General features: G+C 67.7%; 15 protein-coding genes. 10 read left to right on the top strand and 5 right to left on the bottom strand.

What is annotated here, in order from left to right:
• Positions 1-51: 51 nt before the first annotated feature.
• Positions 52-714, bottom strand: coding sequence for a TetR/AcrR family transcriptional regulator (locus AC5P6S_RS03760; protein ID WP_024956057.1), 663 nt, complete (start codon positions 712-714; stop codon positions 52-54).
• Between the two features lie 76 nt (positions 715-790).
• Between AC5P6S_RS03760 and AC5P6S_RS03755 the strand changes: the two genes are divergently transcribed.
• Positions 791-1,486, top strand: coding sequence for a DAPG hydrolase family protein (locus AC5P6S_RS03755; protein ID WP_012481245.1), 696 nt, complete (start codon positions 791-793; stop codon positions 1,484-1,486).
• Between the two features lie 12 nt (positions 1,487-1,498).
• Here AC5P6S_RS03755 and AC5P6S_RS03750 read toward each other — a convergent pair whose 3' ends face one another.
• Positions 1,499-1,915, bottom strand: coding sequence for a VOC family protein (locus AC5P6S_RS03750; protein WP_012481244.1), 417 nt, complete (start codon positions 1,913-1,915; stop codon positions 1,499-1,501).
• A 114-nt stretch (positions 1,916-2,029) separates the two neighbouring features.
• Between AC5P6S_RS03750 and AC5P6S_RS03745 the strand changes: the two genes are divergently transcribed.
• Positions 2,030-2,707: an SMI1/KNR4 family protein gene (locus AC5P6S_RS03745; protein ID WP_005411012.1), complete on the top strand. Its 678-nt coding sequence runs from the start codon at positions 2,030-2,032 to the stop codon at positions 2,705-2,707.
• A gap of 112 nt (positions 2,708-2,819) precedes the next feature.
• On the opposite strand, the gene AC5P6S_RS03740 is transcribed toward AC5P6S_RS03745, so the two are convergent.
• On the bottom strand, positions 2,820-3,923 hold the full coding sequence (locus AC5P6S_RS03740; protein WP_495204477.1) for an alkene reductase: 1,104 nt from the start codon (positions 3,921-3,923) through the stop codon (positions 2,820-2,822).
• A gap of 129 nt (positions 3,924-4,052) precedes the next feature.
• Between AC5P6S_RS03740 and AC5P6S_RS03735 the strand changes: the two genes are divergently transcribed.
• The 6 genes from AC5P6S_RS03735 (at position 4,053) to AC5P6S_RS03710 (ending at position 9,369) form a co-directional block, all read left to right on the top strand.
• Positions 4,053-4,958: a LysR family transcriptional regulator gene (locus tag AC5P6S_RS03735; protein ID WP_060380164.1), complete on the top strand. Its 906-nt coding sequence runs from the start codon at positions 4,053-4,055 to the stop codon at positions 4,956-4,958.
• Between the two features lie 70 nt (positions 4,959-5,028).
• A complete protein-coding gene (frmR, locus tag AC5P6S_RS03730; protein WP_005411009.1) occupies positions 5,029-5,304 on the top strand; it encodes a formaldehyde-responsive transcriptional repressor FrmR in 276 nt (91 codons plus the stop codon).
• Between the two features lie 59 nt (positions 5,305-5,363).
• Complete coding sequence (locus AC5P6S_RS03725) at positions 5,364-6,473, top strand: S-(hydroxymethyl)glutathione dehydrogenase/class III alcohol dehydrogenase (RefSeq protein WP_005411008.1); 1,110 nt, start codon at positions 5,364-5,366, stop codon at positions 6,471-6,473.
• A gap of 8 nt (positions 6,474-6,481) precedes the next feature.
• On the top strand, positions 6,482-6,841 hold the full coding sequence (locus tag AC5P6S_RS03720) for a YqcC family protein (protein WP_495204476.1): 360 nt from the start codon (positions 6,482-6,484) through the stop codon (positions 6,839-6,841).
• A gap of 63 nt (positions 6,842-6,904) precedes the next feature.
• Positions 6,905-7,735 (top strand): S-formylglutathione hydrolase, encoded by an 831-nt coding sequence (gene fghA, locus AC5P6S_RS03715; protein ID WP_099524261.1) that lies wholly within the window; start codon positions 6,905-6,907, stop codon positions 7,733-7,735.
• Positions 7,736-7,923: 188 nt separating this feature from the next.
• On the top strand, positions 7,924-9,369 hold the full coding sequence (locus tag AC5P6S_RS03710) for a GGDEF domain-containing protein (protein WP_235643475.1): 1,446 nt from the start codon (positions 7,924-7,926) through the stop codon (positions 9,367-9,369).
• 39 nt (positions 9,370-9,408) lie between these two features.
• Here AC5P6S_RS03710 and AC5P6S_RS03705 read toward each other — a convergent pair whose 3' ends face one another.
• Both AC5P6S_RS03705 and AC5P6S_RS03700 read right to left on the bottom strand, forming a co-directional pair.
• On the bottom strand, positions 9,409-9,879 hold the full coding sequence (locus tag AC5P6S_RS03705) for a hypothetical protein (RefSeq protein WP_005411004.1): 471 nt from the start codon (positions 9,877-9,879) through the stop codon (positions 9,409-9,411).
• 5 nt (positions 9,880-9,884) lie between these two features.
• The gene (locus AC5P6S_RS03700; protein ID WP_032129880.1) at positions 9,885-10,331 is read right to left on the bottom strand and encodes a universal stress protein; all 447 of its coding nucleotides are present in this window, start codon (positions 10,329-10,331) and stop codon (positions 9,885-9,887) included.
• Between the two features lie 141 nt (positions 10,332-10,472).
• Here AC5P6S_RS03700 and AC5P6S_RS03695 point away from each other — a divergent pair, with 141 nt between their 5' ends.
• On the top strand, positions 10,473-11,390 hold the full coding sequence (locus tag AC5P6S_RS03695) for a LysR family transcriptional regulator (protein WP_005411002.1): 918 nt from the start codon (positions 10,473-10,475) through the stop codon (positions 11,388-11,390).
• Between the two features lie 153 nt (positions 11,391-11,543).
• A complete protein-coding gene (locus tag AC5P6S_RS03690; RefSeq protein WP_012481237.1) occupies positions 11,544-13,073 on the top strand; it encodes an MFS transporter in 1,530 nt (509 codons plus the stop codon).
• The last annotated feature ends 21 nt before the right edge of the window (positions 13,074-13,094 follow it).

The raw sequence follows: 13,094 nt of genomic DNA, 5'->3' as shown, positions 1-13,094 counted from the left end.
AACGAATCGGGACCGGCCGGTAGATCCACGCCACGCGTGGATGGAGCAACCTTACGGCGCCTGCAACACCGGCGCCAAGAACGCCACGCAGTCGCGCAGGTGCACGTCCACCGGCGCATCCTCGGCCACCACACCGATCACGCGTTCGCGCAGCGGCTCGGCCACGGCCATCGCCAGCAGCAATCGCGCCATGCGAACAGGATCTCCCTCGCGTAGCAGCCCACGCTGTTGCTGGCGCGCCAGCCAGTCGGCCAGCAGCGCACGGCCGCGTTCGATGCCGTTGTCCAGATAGGCCTGCAGCAGCGCGTCCTTGCCGGGAAAGTCGGTGGCCAGCAGGCGGAACACCTGCACCGCCTGCGCCGACAGCGCCTGCGCGCACACCGCGTGCAGGATGTCCTGCAGCAACGGCACGACCTCTTGGGCATTGCGCGCATCGCGCTGCAGTTGTGGCGCGAAGCCGTCGGTCCACTCACGCACCGCCAACCCAACCAGTTCCTCGCGATTGCTGGCGTGGCGGTAGACGGTCTTCTTCGCCACCCCGGCGTGCGCCGCCACCGCTTCGATGGTGGTGGCCTCGTAGCCCTGCGCCAGCAGCAGTTCCAGCGTGGCCTGCAGCACGGCGTGGCGGACTTCGGCTTCCGGCCGCGCAGGGCGGCCGCGGCGGCGGGTTGGTGATGTGGGCTCGGGCACGGTGGTGCTGTTCATTGCGCCCATCTTACCGCATCCGGACAATTGCGAAACGAATGCCGTTTCCGTATTGTCGGGGCTCCCAACACCGCAGGAGACCCCGATGTATACCGCTGTGAACGCACGCGCCTGGCTGGACCACCACGATCTGCTGGACCCGGCGCCGATGCACCTGGAGACCGGCATCCAGCGCCGCGAAGACGGCACCCTGCTGGTGGCGGTGCGCACCGATCTGCACGGCTGCAAGGGCCGCATGCTGGACTGGTGGTTCACCTTCTTCGAGACCACCCAGCACATCCGCTGGTGGCATCCGGTCGATCATGTCGAGCATCGCGGCTGGGACGCGGCCTGGCAGCGCGGGCGCAGCTACCACGGCGCCAGCATCCATGCGGTGGAATCGCTGGCCGACATTCCGCCGGTGGCGGCGCGCCTGAAGTTCCATGACCCGCGCACGTTGCTGGTGCCCGAGCGCCTGCAGGCGGCACAGGATGCAGGCGATGTATCGGCGGTGATCGCCGCGCGCATCGGCTTCGGCGACCACGTCCGCCTGGATGCAAACGGTGATCCCTGCGACGGGCAGATGCTGCACGTGGCGCGCGATACGCCGTTTGGCTGTGTGCTGCGCAGCCGCTTCGTGCTCGGCCTGGACAGCACCGATCCGCACCGCGATGCCGGCGATGCGGTCGGCCTGGGCCTGCTCAAGCACTGCTACACGGAGTTCAGTTTCCTCTCGCGCCTGCTGCCGTCGCTGTACTACGGCGAGCGCGCCAACGGCGAAGCGGTGCCGTTGCCGTGGTGAGCGGTGCAGCGGTCATTCGACCAGTGCGTCGTAGCCTTCGCCACTGAACTGGATCAGGCAGAAGCCGTGGCCGAACGGATCGGCCAGCACGGCGATGCGTCCCCAGCGGCGCTCGCGCACGGATTGCTCGAGCGTCGCTCCGGCTGCGACTGCACGTACCAGCGCGGCTTCGATGTCATCCACCACCCAATCCAGGTGCAGCGGCGTCCAATGGCGCTCGTAGTCGCGCACGTCGCCGTCTTCGGTGGCGGCGCTGCCGGCGTCGTTGTGCAGCAGGTAGAGCGGCGTTGGCCCACCGAGCAGCTCCACGGCGCCCGGGCCGAGACGGCGGCCGATGCGCAGGCCGAAGGCCCGGATGTAGAAGTCTTCGGCGGCGGCCAGGTCGGGCACGTCGAGGTTGACGATGAAGCTGTGGGCAGTGGCGTTCATGGCAGCGATGGGCGGCATCCGGTGGTCGCAGTCTAGTCCTGCCGCGTGCTGCGACCCGTTCATCTCCTGCGCGGATTCGGGCAAGCTGGGCGGTCTCTATCGACAAGGACATCCATGAGCGCGCTATCCGGCATCGAACAGGCCACCGGCCAGTCCTTCCCGCCCCTGTTCAAGCAGCTGCACGCAGCGGATCGGTTGAGTTGGGGTGCCCCACATCCGGAATGGTCCGAGGTGGTATTCCCGACGCTGCAGGCGGATCCACCGGTGCTGCTGTATGCCCAGGACTATGAGCCCCTGGAGGACGATGAGCTGCTCGAGGCGTGGCAGGAGCTGACTGCGGAGGATCATTACAATCCCCTGCGCACTGACCTGCAGTTGCTGCCCTTTGCGCGGACCGGCGGCGGCGACAGCTACTGCTTCTGGAGCAACGCGCCCGGCTTTGCCGAGCCCCCCGTCGTGCTGGTGTGGCATGACGATGATCGTGCCGATGTGCTGGCCGCCAGCTATCAGGATTTCCTGTTCCGCAAGATGGTCGAAGCCGTTGCTGATTACCAGGGGCCGTACACGCTGCTGTCGCACGGCGAGCTGGCCAGCAACCTGCGGCGCTGGCTGCAGAGCCACCAGCCGTTCCTGCGCGATGACCAGTACGCAGCCCTGCAGCGGCTGTTCGCCCGCGTTGACGATATCGCTGAAGGAAACATCAGCGACGAGGATGCACAGGCCATCGTCGCTGAGGTGATCGGCTTCGAGCGGTTGGACGAGTCGTTCGCCTACGTGCGCGAGGACGCCTGAAGGCCGGGGTCGGATCCGCGCGCAGCGTGGCTCTGACTCCTTGTGCGCCGAACAGGGGTCAGAGCCCTTTCCGTTGGAAAGGGATCCGACCCCGTGGAGGCCCCGTGGGGGATCAGCCCGCGGCCGGGTAGTCGAGGTAGCCTGCTTCGCCGCCACCGTAATAGGTGCTGCGGTCGGGCGTGGCCAACGCGATGTTGCGCTGCAGGCGTTCGACCAGATCCGGGTTGGCGATGAACGGCTGGCCGAACGCGGCCAGGTCGATGGTGCCCGCTTCGACCAGCTGCAGGGTGCGTTCGCGGGTCATGCCACCTGCCAGGATGACGGTGCCACCGTAGGCCTGCCTGAACTGCCGCAGGAACGCCTCGCCCAGCACCGACTGGCCCGCCTGCACGTTGTCGTTGAGGTGCACGTAGGCCAGCCCACGCTTGCCCAGTTCCTCGGCCAGGTACAGATAGGTGGCTTCGTTGTCGGGGTAGAACGGCATGTCGAAGGTGAGGTTGTTCGGTGCCAGGCGCACGCCGATGCGATGCGCACCGATACGCTGCGCCATCGCATCGACGGTGTCCAGGATCAAGCGCGCACGATTGGGCAGCGAGCCGCCGTAGCGATCATCACGCTGGTTGATGAGCGGGTTGAGGAACTGCTCGAACAGGTAACCGTTGGCGGCATGCAGTTCGATGCCGTCGAAGCCGGCCGCAATGGCGTTGTCTGCGCCGCGCACGAAGTCGTCGACGATACCGGGGATCTCCGCAGTCTCCAGTGCACGTGCCGGAGTGGGATCGGCGTGGCCGCGGCTGCCATCGTCCAGGTACACGAACGAGGTGTTCTTCGGTGCGCTGGCCACCGGGCGGGTACCGGCGCTGACCGGTTGCCCACCGTCGGGCTGCAGCGAGGAATGCGACATGCGGCCGACGTGCCAGAGCTGGGCGAAGATCGTGCCCTGTGCGGCATGCACCGCCTCGGTGACACGCTTCCACCCGGCCACCTGCTCGGCCGACCAGATGCCCGGCACGTCGATGTAGCCCTGGCCCTGCGGCGAGACAGGCGTGCCTTCGCTGATGATCAGGCCGGCGCTGGCGCGCTGCCGGTAGTACTGCGCGGTGAGTTCGTTGGCGACCGCTCCGGGGTTGCGGGCACGGGTCATCGGCGCCATCGCGATGCGGTTGCGCAGGAAAGTGCCTGCAAGGTCGAAGGGGCGGAACAGGGCGGCGGTCATGTCGGTCATCTCGGTGCGGGGGAAGGCGCCAGCGGCGCGATGCACACAGGATGGAGTTGACATGCGGGCGCATAAAGCGCTTCGATCTCCCTGGGTGCGGGACTATTTGTCCCCAATGGAGCGCGAACGATGCTGCCGCTGGAATCGTTGAATGGCCTGGTCACGTTCGTCACCACGGCCCGCTCAGGCAGCTTCACCGAGGCCGCCGACGCGCTGGGCATCTCGCGCTCGGCGGTGGGCAAGGCCGTCGCCCGGCTGGAAGCGCGGCTGGGGGTGCGCCTGTTCCACCGCACCACGCGGCGCATCGCGCTGACCACCGATGGCGAGGCGTACTACGCATCGTGCGCGGCGGCGCTGGAAGAAATCTCCGCCGCCGAGGCCTGCCTGGGTTCGGCCGGCCTGCCCAGCGGGCGGCTGCGCATCGACATGCCATCCTCGTTCGGGCGCCTGGTGGTGCTGCCGGTGCTGTTGCGGCTGTGCCGGCAGTACCCGGACCTGCAGTTGACGATGACCTTCACCGATCATTTCGTCGATCCCATCGAGGAAGGCATCGACCTGCTGATCCGCTTCGGCGGGCTGCACCAGGCCGAGCATCTGGTGGCGCGGCGGCTGGGGAGCCAGCGACTGGTCACCTGCGCATCGCCAGAGTATCTGCAGGCGCACGGCGTGCCGCGCACGGTGGAGGAACTGGCGCAGCACCGCAGCATTGTTGGCTTCCGCCACGGGCAACCGGTGTGGTGGCGGATCGGTAGCGAGGAGGACGAAGGGACATTCATCCCGAATGCGCCGTATCAACTCAATGACGGCGACGCGGTGATCGAGGCGGCCATCGCCGGGCTTGGTATCTGCCAGATGCCGGTTTCACTGGTACGGCGTCACCTGGATTCCGGCGCGCTGCGGTCGGTGCTGGATGCGCACATGCAACGGCACATCGATATCCACGCGCTGTGGCCACCGACGCGCCACCTGCGGCCCAAGGTGCGCTACGTGGTGGATGAACTGACCCGGTTGGCGGGTGAGGGATTGTTTGATTGAGCCGGCCAGGATTGAGTTCGTGACTTCGGCTTGTATACTGTCCCCCAGTATAGTTCCGAGATGGCCCGCCATGCCGCACTCCCCCGAAGAAAAGAAAAAGGTCCTGGCCCGCGTGCGCCGCATCCGCGGCCAGTGCGATGCGCTGGACCGCGCGCTGGAAGCCGGCGCTGACTGCGGGCCGGTGCTGCAGCAGATCGCCGCCATCCGTGGCGCGGTCAACGGCCTGATGTCCGAGGTGATGGAGGCTCATCTGCGCGAGGAGTTCGGGCAACCCGCAGCCTCCGATGAACAACGCGCCGAACGCGTGCGCGACATGAGCGCGTTGATCCGCTCGTACCTGAAGTAAACGACGGCGCAACATGGCGCCGCCCATCCTGTCATTGCCTGTCTCTGGAGAGTCCACCCATGAAATCCCGTGCCGCCGTCGCCTTTGGTCCCGGCCAGCCGCTGCAGATCGTCGAGATCGACGTCGCCCCGCCGAAGGCAGGCGAAGTGCTGGTCAAGATCACCCACACCGGTGTCTGCCACACCGATGCGTTCACCCTGTCCGGCGATGACCCGGAAGGCCTGTTCCCGGTGGTGCTGGGCCATGAAGGCGCCGGCATCGTGGTCGAGGTCGGCGAGGGCGTGACCAGTGTCAAGCCCGGCGACCACGTGATTCCGCTGTACACCGCCGAGTGCGGCGAGTGCCTGTTCTGCAAGAGCGGCAAGACCAACCTGTGCGTGGCCGTGCGCGCCACCCAGGGCAAGGGTGTGATGCCCGATGGCACCAGCCGCTTCAGCTACAACGGTGAGCCGCTGTACCACTACATGGGCTGCTCGACCTTCAGCGAGTACACCGTCGTTGCCGAAGTCTCGCTGGCGAAGATCAACCCGGACGCCAACCCGGAACACGTCTGCCTGCTCGGCTGCGGCGTCACCACCGGCATCGGCGCGGTACACAACACCGCCAAGGTGCAGGAAGGCGACAGCGTGGCCGTGTTCGGCCTCGGTGGCATCGGCCTGGCGGTGATCCAGGGTGCGCGCCAGGCCAAGGCCGGCCGCATCATCGCGGTGGACACCAACCCGTCCAAGTTCGAACTGGCGCGCGAATTCGGTGCCACCGACTGCATCAATCCGAAGGATTTCGACAAGCCGATCCAGCAGGTCATCGTTGAAATGACCACCTGGGGCGTGGACCACAGCTTCGAGTGCATCGGCAACGTCAACGTGATGCGCGCGGCGCTGGAATGCGCGCACCGTGGCTGGGGCCAGAGCGTGGTGATCGGCGTGGCCGGTTCGGGCCAGGAGATCTCCACCCGTCCGTTCCAGCTGGTGACCGGGCGCAAGTGGATGGGCACCGCCTTCGGCGGCGTGAAGGGCCGCAGCCAGCTGCCGGGCATGGTCGAGGATGCGATGAAGGGCGATATCGAACTGGCCCCGTTCGTCACCCACACCATGGACCTGGACAAGATCAACGACGCCTTCGATCTGATGCATGAAGGCAAGTCGATCCGTTCGGTGGTCCACTACTGAGCCGCGTCATGGGCTGGTTCGATGCCCTGCGCCGGCCGCGTGCGGAAGACCCGCGCGCGGCCCTGGTAGCGCCGATCGAGCAGGCGTTGCGTGCGCTGGGCTGGGTCGACGGCGCGGTGGGGCCACCGCGTGCGGTGACTTCGGCCTTCGGCAGCGACGATGGCATGCCGTTCGAGCAGTGGCTTGCGCAGGTATTCCTGCCGCGACTGCACGAAGCCCGCGCCGACGGCCAGTGGCCACCACGCAGCGACGTGGCGGTGGCGGCGTATCGCAACCTGGACGGCCAGCCTGGCGTCGAATCGTTGCTGCGCCTGCTGGCACAGCTGGATGAACGGATCAACCAAGGCATCCACGCCGGGCGTGGATAACCCGACCAAGGTCGGCATCTACCAGAAGCACGCGTGCGCTGACGCGCCGCGCAGGAGAGCACCATGGAACGCATTGAACACCGCGCATGTTTTGGCGGCTGGCAGGACGTCTACCGCCATCATTCGACCACGCTGGGCTGCGACATGCAGTTCGCCGTGTACCTGCCACCGCAGGCGGAAACACAGAAGCTGCCGGTGCTGTACTGGCTGAGCGGCCTGACCTGCACCGAGCAGAATTTCATCACCAAGGCCGGCGCGCAGCGTTATGCGGCCGAGCACGGTGTGATCATCGTCGCGCCCGACACCAGCCCGCGCGGTGATGACGTAGCCGATGCCGAGGGCTACGACCTGGGCAAGGGGGCAGGGTTCTACCTCAATGCCACCCGCGCACCGTGGGCGAAGCACTACCGCATGCATGACTACGTGGCGCAGGAGCTGCCGGCGCTGATCGAGGCGAACTTCGCGGTGACCGACGCGCGCGCGATCAGTGGCCATTCGATGGGCGGCCATGGCGCGCTGGTGATCGCGCTGCGCAACCCCGGGCGCTATCGCAGCGTGTCGGCGTTTTCGCCGATCGTCGCGCCCAGCCACGTGCCGTGGGGGCAGAAGGCCTTCCATGCCTATCTGGGCGACAACCCGGCCGACTGGGCGCAATGGGATGCCTGCGAGCTGATCGCTATGGCTGACGAGCGCCTGCCGCTGCTGGTCGACCAGGGCGAGGCGGACGAATTCCTGCAGACCCAGCTGCAGCCGCAGCGCCTGCAGCAGGCCTGCGATGCCGCCGGCCATCCGCTGACCCTGCGCCTGCAGCTCGGCTACGACCACAGCTACTACTTCATCGCCAGCTTCATCGGCGAGCACATCGCCCACCACGCCCGCGCCCTGCAGGGCTGAGCGCTTTCCGGTAGCGCCGGCCGCTGGCCGGCAACCTGCAGCCCTGTGATTCATTGGGTTTGCCGGCCAGCGGCCGGCACTACCATCGCGGTGCACTCGGAGTGTCGTTTTGCCGCAGTGGATCACGCCGCTGTGGCGTGCCGGCGCGCTATCGTGCGCGTAGACGGCCTTGCGGATCGGGGGGATGCATGCCGGTAGTGCTGGCGCTGCTGTATGTGCTGTGCCATGGCCTGGTGCTGGCCCTGTGGCCTGGCCCCGCCGGGGTAGGCTCCTTCGTTTTCCTGACCGGCGCACCGCTGCTGGCGGCGGCCGCCTGCCTGTGGCGGGCCCGCCGCGACCGCGCGGCACTGGGGTGGCGCGCCACGGCATTGGCACTGCTGCTGTGGGCCGGCGGCATGGCGTTCAACATGATCGACGCCTTGGGCGCCGGGCGTGCTGATTTCACCCCGCGCGCAAGCCTGTTCCTTTACGTGCTGTATGGCGTGCCCCTGGTGTTCATCCTGGCCCGGGCACGCCGCGAGCGCCTGAGCATCAGCCTGATCGACGCGGCGATGGCGGCGCTGCTGGGTGTGCTGTTCTTCGTGCACACCGCATCGTTCGCCGCCCGTGTCGAGGTCGACGCCCATGCGATGTCCAACATGCAGCGCATGTTCGACATCCAGAACCTGTGTATCGCCGCGTTCGCCGTGGTGCGCTGGCTGGCCGGCGACGTGCCCGAACGGCGCAGGTTCTTCCGCGCACTGGCGCTGTACGCGATGGCCTATCTGCTGGTGGCCTACTACATCAACCATTACACATCCGACGATGCATTCGGTGCGTTCAACGATCTGCTGATCGACATACCTTTCCTGCTGATCGCCTGCCTGGCGCTGGACACGGTGCCGGACGCAGGCACAACGCCGCACCCGCGGCTGGCGAGGACGGTGCAGGCCGCCGGTCCGATCATCCTGCCATTGCTGCTGCTGGTGGTCGGCACGCTGGTGGTCGATCATGCGCGGCCGTTGGCCGTTGCCGGCTTCGTCGTAGCCACCCTTGGCTTCGGCCTGCGCAGCGTCCTGCTGCAGACCGATCTTCTGGAACGCCAGGCAGCACTGGATCAACTGGCGCGGCAGGATGGCCTGACCGGCGTGGCCAACCGCCGCGAGTTCGACGCACGGCTGACGTCCGAGTGGAATCGCGCACGGCGCAGCGGCACCGAGCTGGGCCTGCTGCTGGTGGATATCGACCACTTCAAGGCCTTCAACGACCAGCACGGCCATCCAGCCGGTGATCGTTGCCTGCAAGCGGTGGCCGGGGTGCTGAAGGCCATAGCCGGTCGCGGTGGTGACAGCGTTGCGCGTTATGGCGGTGAAGAGTTCGCCGTCATCGTGCCCGGAAGCCCGTTGTCGGGCGTGCTGGCGCTGGCCGAGCGGCTGCGCGAAGCGGTCGAAGCGCTGCCATTGCCGGAAGGCCCGGTCAGCATCAGCGTCGGCGTGGGTTACCTGCATCCGCCGGCTCTGGCCAGTGCCGATCAGTTGCTGGCAGACGCCGATGCCGGCCTGTATGCCGCCAAGCGGGCTGGCCGCAACCAGGTGATCCTGCATGCGCACGTGCTGGATGACGAGGGCAGCACGCACGGAACGATGGACTGCTGAGCAGCTCTCTGCATGCGATCACACGGGGGGCGCGACGGCTTATCGCTGCCGCAACCAGCCGGTCGGATCGAGCAGCCTCAGCCCGACCGGTGACAACGAGCGCTGCCGCAACGGCAGGTTTGCCGCCTGCACGGCCATCGCACAGCGTGCCAGTTGCCGGCGCAAGGGTGCCAGCGTGTCGTCTTCGCGGGGCCGCGCATGCCGCCATTGTGCGATGCGCAGCAGGCAGACCAGCAGGTCCAATTCGCTGGCGGCAATGAAGGGAGAGCCGGCCGGCAGCAGATCGATCGGAGCGGCGGGGGTGGCCAGCAGCGGCAGCAGGCCGATGAAGGCGTCGCATCCCTCCTGGCCAAGCCCGAGTCCGCTCAGCTGGGCAAGGCCATCGGCCTGCAGATCGGGGTCGCGCAACTGCCGTATCGCGCCCAGCAGCGCCTGTTCGCCCCGGCCGAACTGTCGACCGAAGGCGCGGTAGTTGACCCGGGTGGGAAACAACGGGGAACGGGAGGCCATGGTGGCTAGGGCTGTGGGTCGCGGGTTTCCACCAGCACCGGACAGGGCGCGTGGTCGATGGTCCATTGCCCGATCGAGGGTTCGAACAGGCGTTCCAGCCGGGACAGGTGGCGGTGGCCGATGACGATCAGGTCGCACTTCAGGCGCCGGGCCTGCTCGCTGATCACTTCGCCCGGGTCGCCGGAGGGAATCTGCGCGATGGCGTCGACGCCGCGTTCGCGCAGCTCGGCCAGGGCTTCGGCCAGCACCGCTTCGGCCCGCGAGCGTTGGCGGGCGGCTTCCGGGTACTCGATGCGGTCGGCTTCGCTGGCATCGGCCGCCAGCGCGAATTCGGGGTCGAGCACGCACAGCAGGTGCAGGCGGCTGTGGGGGCCGGCGATGGCGGCGGCCAGGTCCAGCACGCGCGCGTGCTGGGGGCCACCATCCAGGGCGACCAGCAGGGTATTGAACATGGATGTCTCCTTGGCAGGCCGGGGATGGTCGCCGATGTCACCGCGCGCACCCATGCCGTGCCCGTCAGTCAATGAATGCGTCGAACGCAATCCACCGTGGTTGCAAGTGCCGTAAAGTCATCTGATTTACTGGAGACTGTCATGCCCCTGCCGGACCTGAACCTGTTGCTGGCACTGGACGTGCTGATTGACGAATGCAGCGTGGCCGCCGCCGCGCGCCGGATGAACCTGAGCGCGCCGGCGATGAGCCGTACCCTGGGCCGGATCCGCACCGCGCTGGGCGACCCGGTGCTGGTGCGTGCCGGCCGCGGTCTGGCGCCCACGCCCCGCGCCCTGCAGCTGCGCGAGCAGGTCCGCGATGTGATCGAGCAGGCCCACCGCGTCTTCAACGCCGGTCGCGAGGTAGACATGCGCGTGCTCGAGCGAACCTTCAGCGTGCGTGCCAATGATGTGTTCGTCGGTGGTTTCGGCGGACGCCTGCGCGAGCTGTTCCGCCAGCAGGCGCCGCGCGCAGTGCTGCGCTTCGTGCCCGAGGGCGATACCGACGACGATGCGATGGCGCAGGGCCGGATCGACCTGTACATCAGCACCGCCGGCAAGCATGCGCCCGATACCAAGGTGCAGAACCTGTTCAGTACCTCGTTCATGGGCGCCGCGCGCGAAGATCATCCCTTGTTCGATGAGGAGATCAGCGCCGAGCGTTTTGCCGCCTGCGACCACATCGCGGTGTCGCGCCGCGGCTTGCCGCGTGGTCCGATCGATGATGATCTGGCCGCGCTGGGCCTGCAGCGGCGGGTGGCGCTGATCAGCCCGACCTTCCACGGCGCGATCTTCGCGGCGGCCGAATCGGACCTGATCCTGCCGCAGATGCCGAGCGTGATGCTGGAGCGGATCGTCAGCATGCGCCTGCCGCTGCGCCTGTTCCCGCTGCCGATCCCGGTGCGGACCGCCGCCATCGTGCAGGCCTGGCATCCACGACTGGACAACGACGCCGCCCACCAGTGGCTGCGGCGGTCGATCAAGACCATGTGCGAAAGCGCAGGGGAGGCCCCGCGCTGATATCTGCATGCGTGCGCCTGGCGCACGCCTGGGATGCGGGTTGCGCCATTTTTCGCAGGGTACCGGCTCCCTAGACTGCGCTCCCCGGAGTTTCACTGAGCGCATTCCAATGACCCCCAATATGCCGTGCACTGCACGGATAGGTGCCCGGCGATGAGTACGCCGGCCGCCGCTGTCCCGGCCGCCGCAGCGCCCCGTCCTGCCGCCGCCCCCGGGCTCGATCGCCGCATTCTGGTCGGCCTGTGTGGCGTGCTGCTGGCGGTGCTGGTGTCGGGCTTCAACGAGAACATCACCAAGGTCGCCCTGGCCGACATCCGTGGCGCGATGGGTTTCAGCGTCGACGACGGCAGCTGGATCGTCGCCCTCTACAGCGCGATGTCGGTCAGCGCGATGGCCTTCGCACCGTGGTGTGCCGCCACCTTCTCGCTGCGCCGCTTCGCATTGGCGATGATCGGTGGCTTCATGGTGCTGGGCGTGCTCTGCCCGCTTGCCCCGAACCTGCAGGTGTTCCTGCTGTTGCGCGCGCTGCAGGGTCTGTGCGGTGGCGCGCTGCCGCCGCTGCTGATGAGCGTGGCGCTGCGCTTCCTGCCCCCGGGCATCAAGCTGTATGGCCTGGCCGGCTACGCGCTGACGGCGACGTTCGGCCCGAGCATGGGCACGCCGCTGGCCGCGTTCTGGGTCGAGCAGGTGGGCTGGCACTGGGCGTTCTGGCAGATCGTGCCGTACTGCCTGGCCGCCATGGCGATGGTCGGCTGGGGCCTGCCGCAGGACCCGCTGCGGCTGGAACGCTTCGCCCAGTTCGATGGCGTCGGCCTGCTGCTGGGCCTGCCGGCGCTGGTGCTGCTGGTGCTGGGCCTGGTGCAGGGCCCGCGGCTGAACTGGTTCGACTCGCCGATGATCACGCTGATGATCGGTGGCGGTGCCGGCCTGATGGTGCTGTTCATGATCAATGAATGGTTCCACCCCTTGCCGTTCTTCAAGCTGCAGCTGCTGGCCAACCGCAATCTCAGCTACTCGCTGGTGACGCTGGGCGGCGTGCTGTTCGTGCTGCTGGCGGTGATCTCGATCCCGTCCGGGTTCCTGGCCAGCGTGCAGGGCTACCGGCCGCTGCAGACCGCACCGATGCTGCTGTGGGTGGCGCTGCCGCAGGTGATCGCGCTGCCGCTGGTGGCGGCGCTGCTGAACATCCGCGCGGTGGACTGCCGCTGGGTGCAGGCCACGGGCCTGGCGATGCTGGCGCTGGCCTGCTGGCTGGGCTCGCACCTGGACGTGGCCTGGATCCGCGACAACTTCCTGTGGGTGCAGCTGCTGCAGGTGTTCGCGCAACCGATGGCGGTGCTGCCGCTGCTGATGCTGGCCACCGGCGGCCTGGCGCCGCAGGACGGCCCGTTCGCCTCGGCCTGGTTCAACACGGTCAAGGGCTTCGCTGCCGTGCTCGCCGGCGGCGTGCTGGATGCCGTCGCCCAGGGCCGCCGTCATTTCCATTCCACCGTGCTGGTCGATCGCCTTGGCGAGCAACCGTGGCTGGCCGATGGCCCGCAGCTGGGCGCGCGCCTGCATGCACAGGTACAGGCGCTGACTTCGGCCGACCTGTACTGGGTGGTCGCACTGGTGGCGCTGGCCTTCATTCCCCTCATTGCCTGGATGCCCACCCGCATCCATCCGCCACGTGCCGTGGCCTGAACCTTTCGCAGGAACCCCCTC

This window comes from Stenotrophomonas sp. YJH_SMC_119 (assembly GCF_059368315.1).
Note: the sequence above shows the minus strand (reverse complement) of the source record. Positions and strands in the feature narration are given on the sequence as shown.

Bases quoted from the DNA above. Each gene is read 5' to 3' on its own strand.
- fghA (WP_099524261.1), top strand. From the start codon at position 6,905: ATGGAACGCATTGAACACCGCGCATGTTTTGGCGGCTGGCAGGACGTC.
- AC5P6S_RS03750 (WP_012481244.1), bottom strand. From the start codon at position 1,915: ATGAACGCCACTGCCCACAGCTTCATCGTCAACCTCGACGTGCCCGAC.
- AC5P6S_RS03745 (WP_005411012.1), top strand. From the start codon at position 2,030: ATGAGCGCGCTATCCGGCATCGAACAGGCCACCGGCCAGTCCTTCCCG.
- frmR (WP_005411009.1), top strand. From the start codon at position 5,029: ATGCCGCACTCCCCCGAAGAAAAGAAAAAGGTCCTGGCCCGCGTGCGC.
- AC5P6S_RS03690 (WP_012481237.1), top strand. From the start codon at position 11,544: ATGAGTACGCCGGCCGCCGCTGTCCCGGCCGCCGCAGCGCCCCGTCCT.
- AC5P6S_RS03760 (WP_024956057.1), bottom strand. From the start codon at position 714: ATGGGCGCAATGAACAGCACCACCGTGCCCGAGCCCACATCACCAACC.
- AC5P6S_RS03725 (WP_005411008.1), top strand. From the start codon at position 5,364: ATGAAATCCCGTGCCGCCGTCGCCTTTGGTCCCGGCCAGCCGCTGCAG.
- AC5P6S_RS03740 (WP_495204477.1), bottom strand. From the start codon at position 3,923: ATGACCGCCGCCCTGTTCCGCCCCTTCGACCTTGCAGGCACTTTCCTG.
- AC5P6S_RS03705 (WP_005411004.1), bottom strand. From the start codon at position 9,879: ATGGCCTCCCGTTCCCCGTTGTTTCCCACCCGGGTCAACTACCGCGCC.
- AC5P6S_RS03710 (WP_235643475.1), top strand. From the start codon at position 7,924: ATGCCGGTAGTGCTGGCGCTGCTGTATGTGCTGTGCCATGGCCTGGTG.
- AC5P6S_RS03695 (WP_005411002.1), top strand. From the start codon at position 10,473: ATGCCCCTGCCGGACCTGAACCTGTTGCTGGCACTGGACGTGCTGATT.
- AC5P6S_RS03700 (WP_032129880.1), bottom strand. From the start codon at position 10,331: ATGTTCAATACCCTGCTGGTCGCCCTGGATGGTGGCCCCCAGCACGCG.
- AC5P6S_RS03720 (WP_495204476.1), top strand. From the start codon at position 6,482: ATGGGCTGGTTCGATGCCCTGCGCCGGCCGCGTGCGGAAGACCCGCGC.
- AC5P6S_RS03755 (WP_012481245.1), top strand. From the start codon at position 791: ATGTATACCGCTGTGAACGCACGCGCCTGGCTGGACCACCACGATCTG.
- AC5P6S_RS03735 (WP_060380164.1), top strand. From the start codon at position 4,053: ATGCTGCCGCTGGAATCGTTGAATGGCCTGGTCACGTTCGTCACCACG.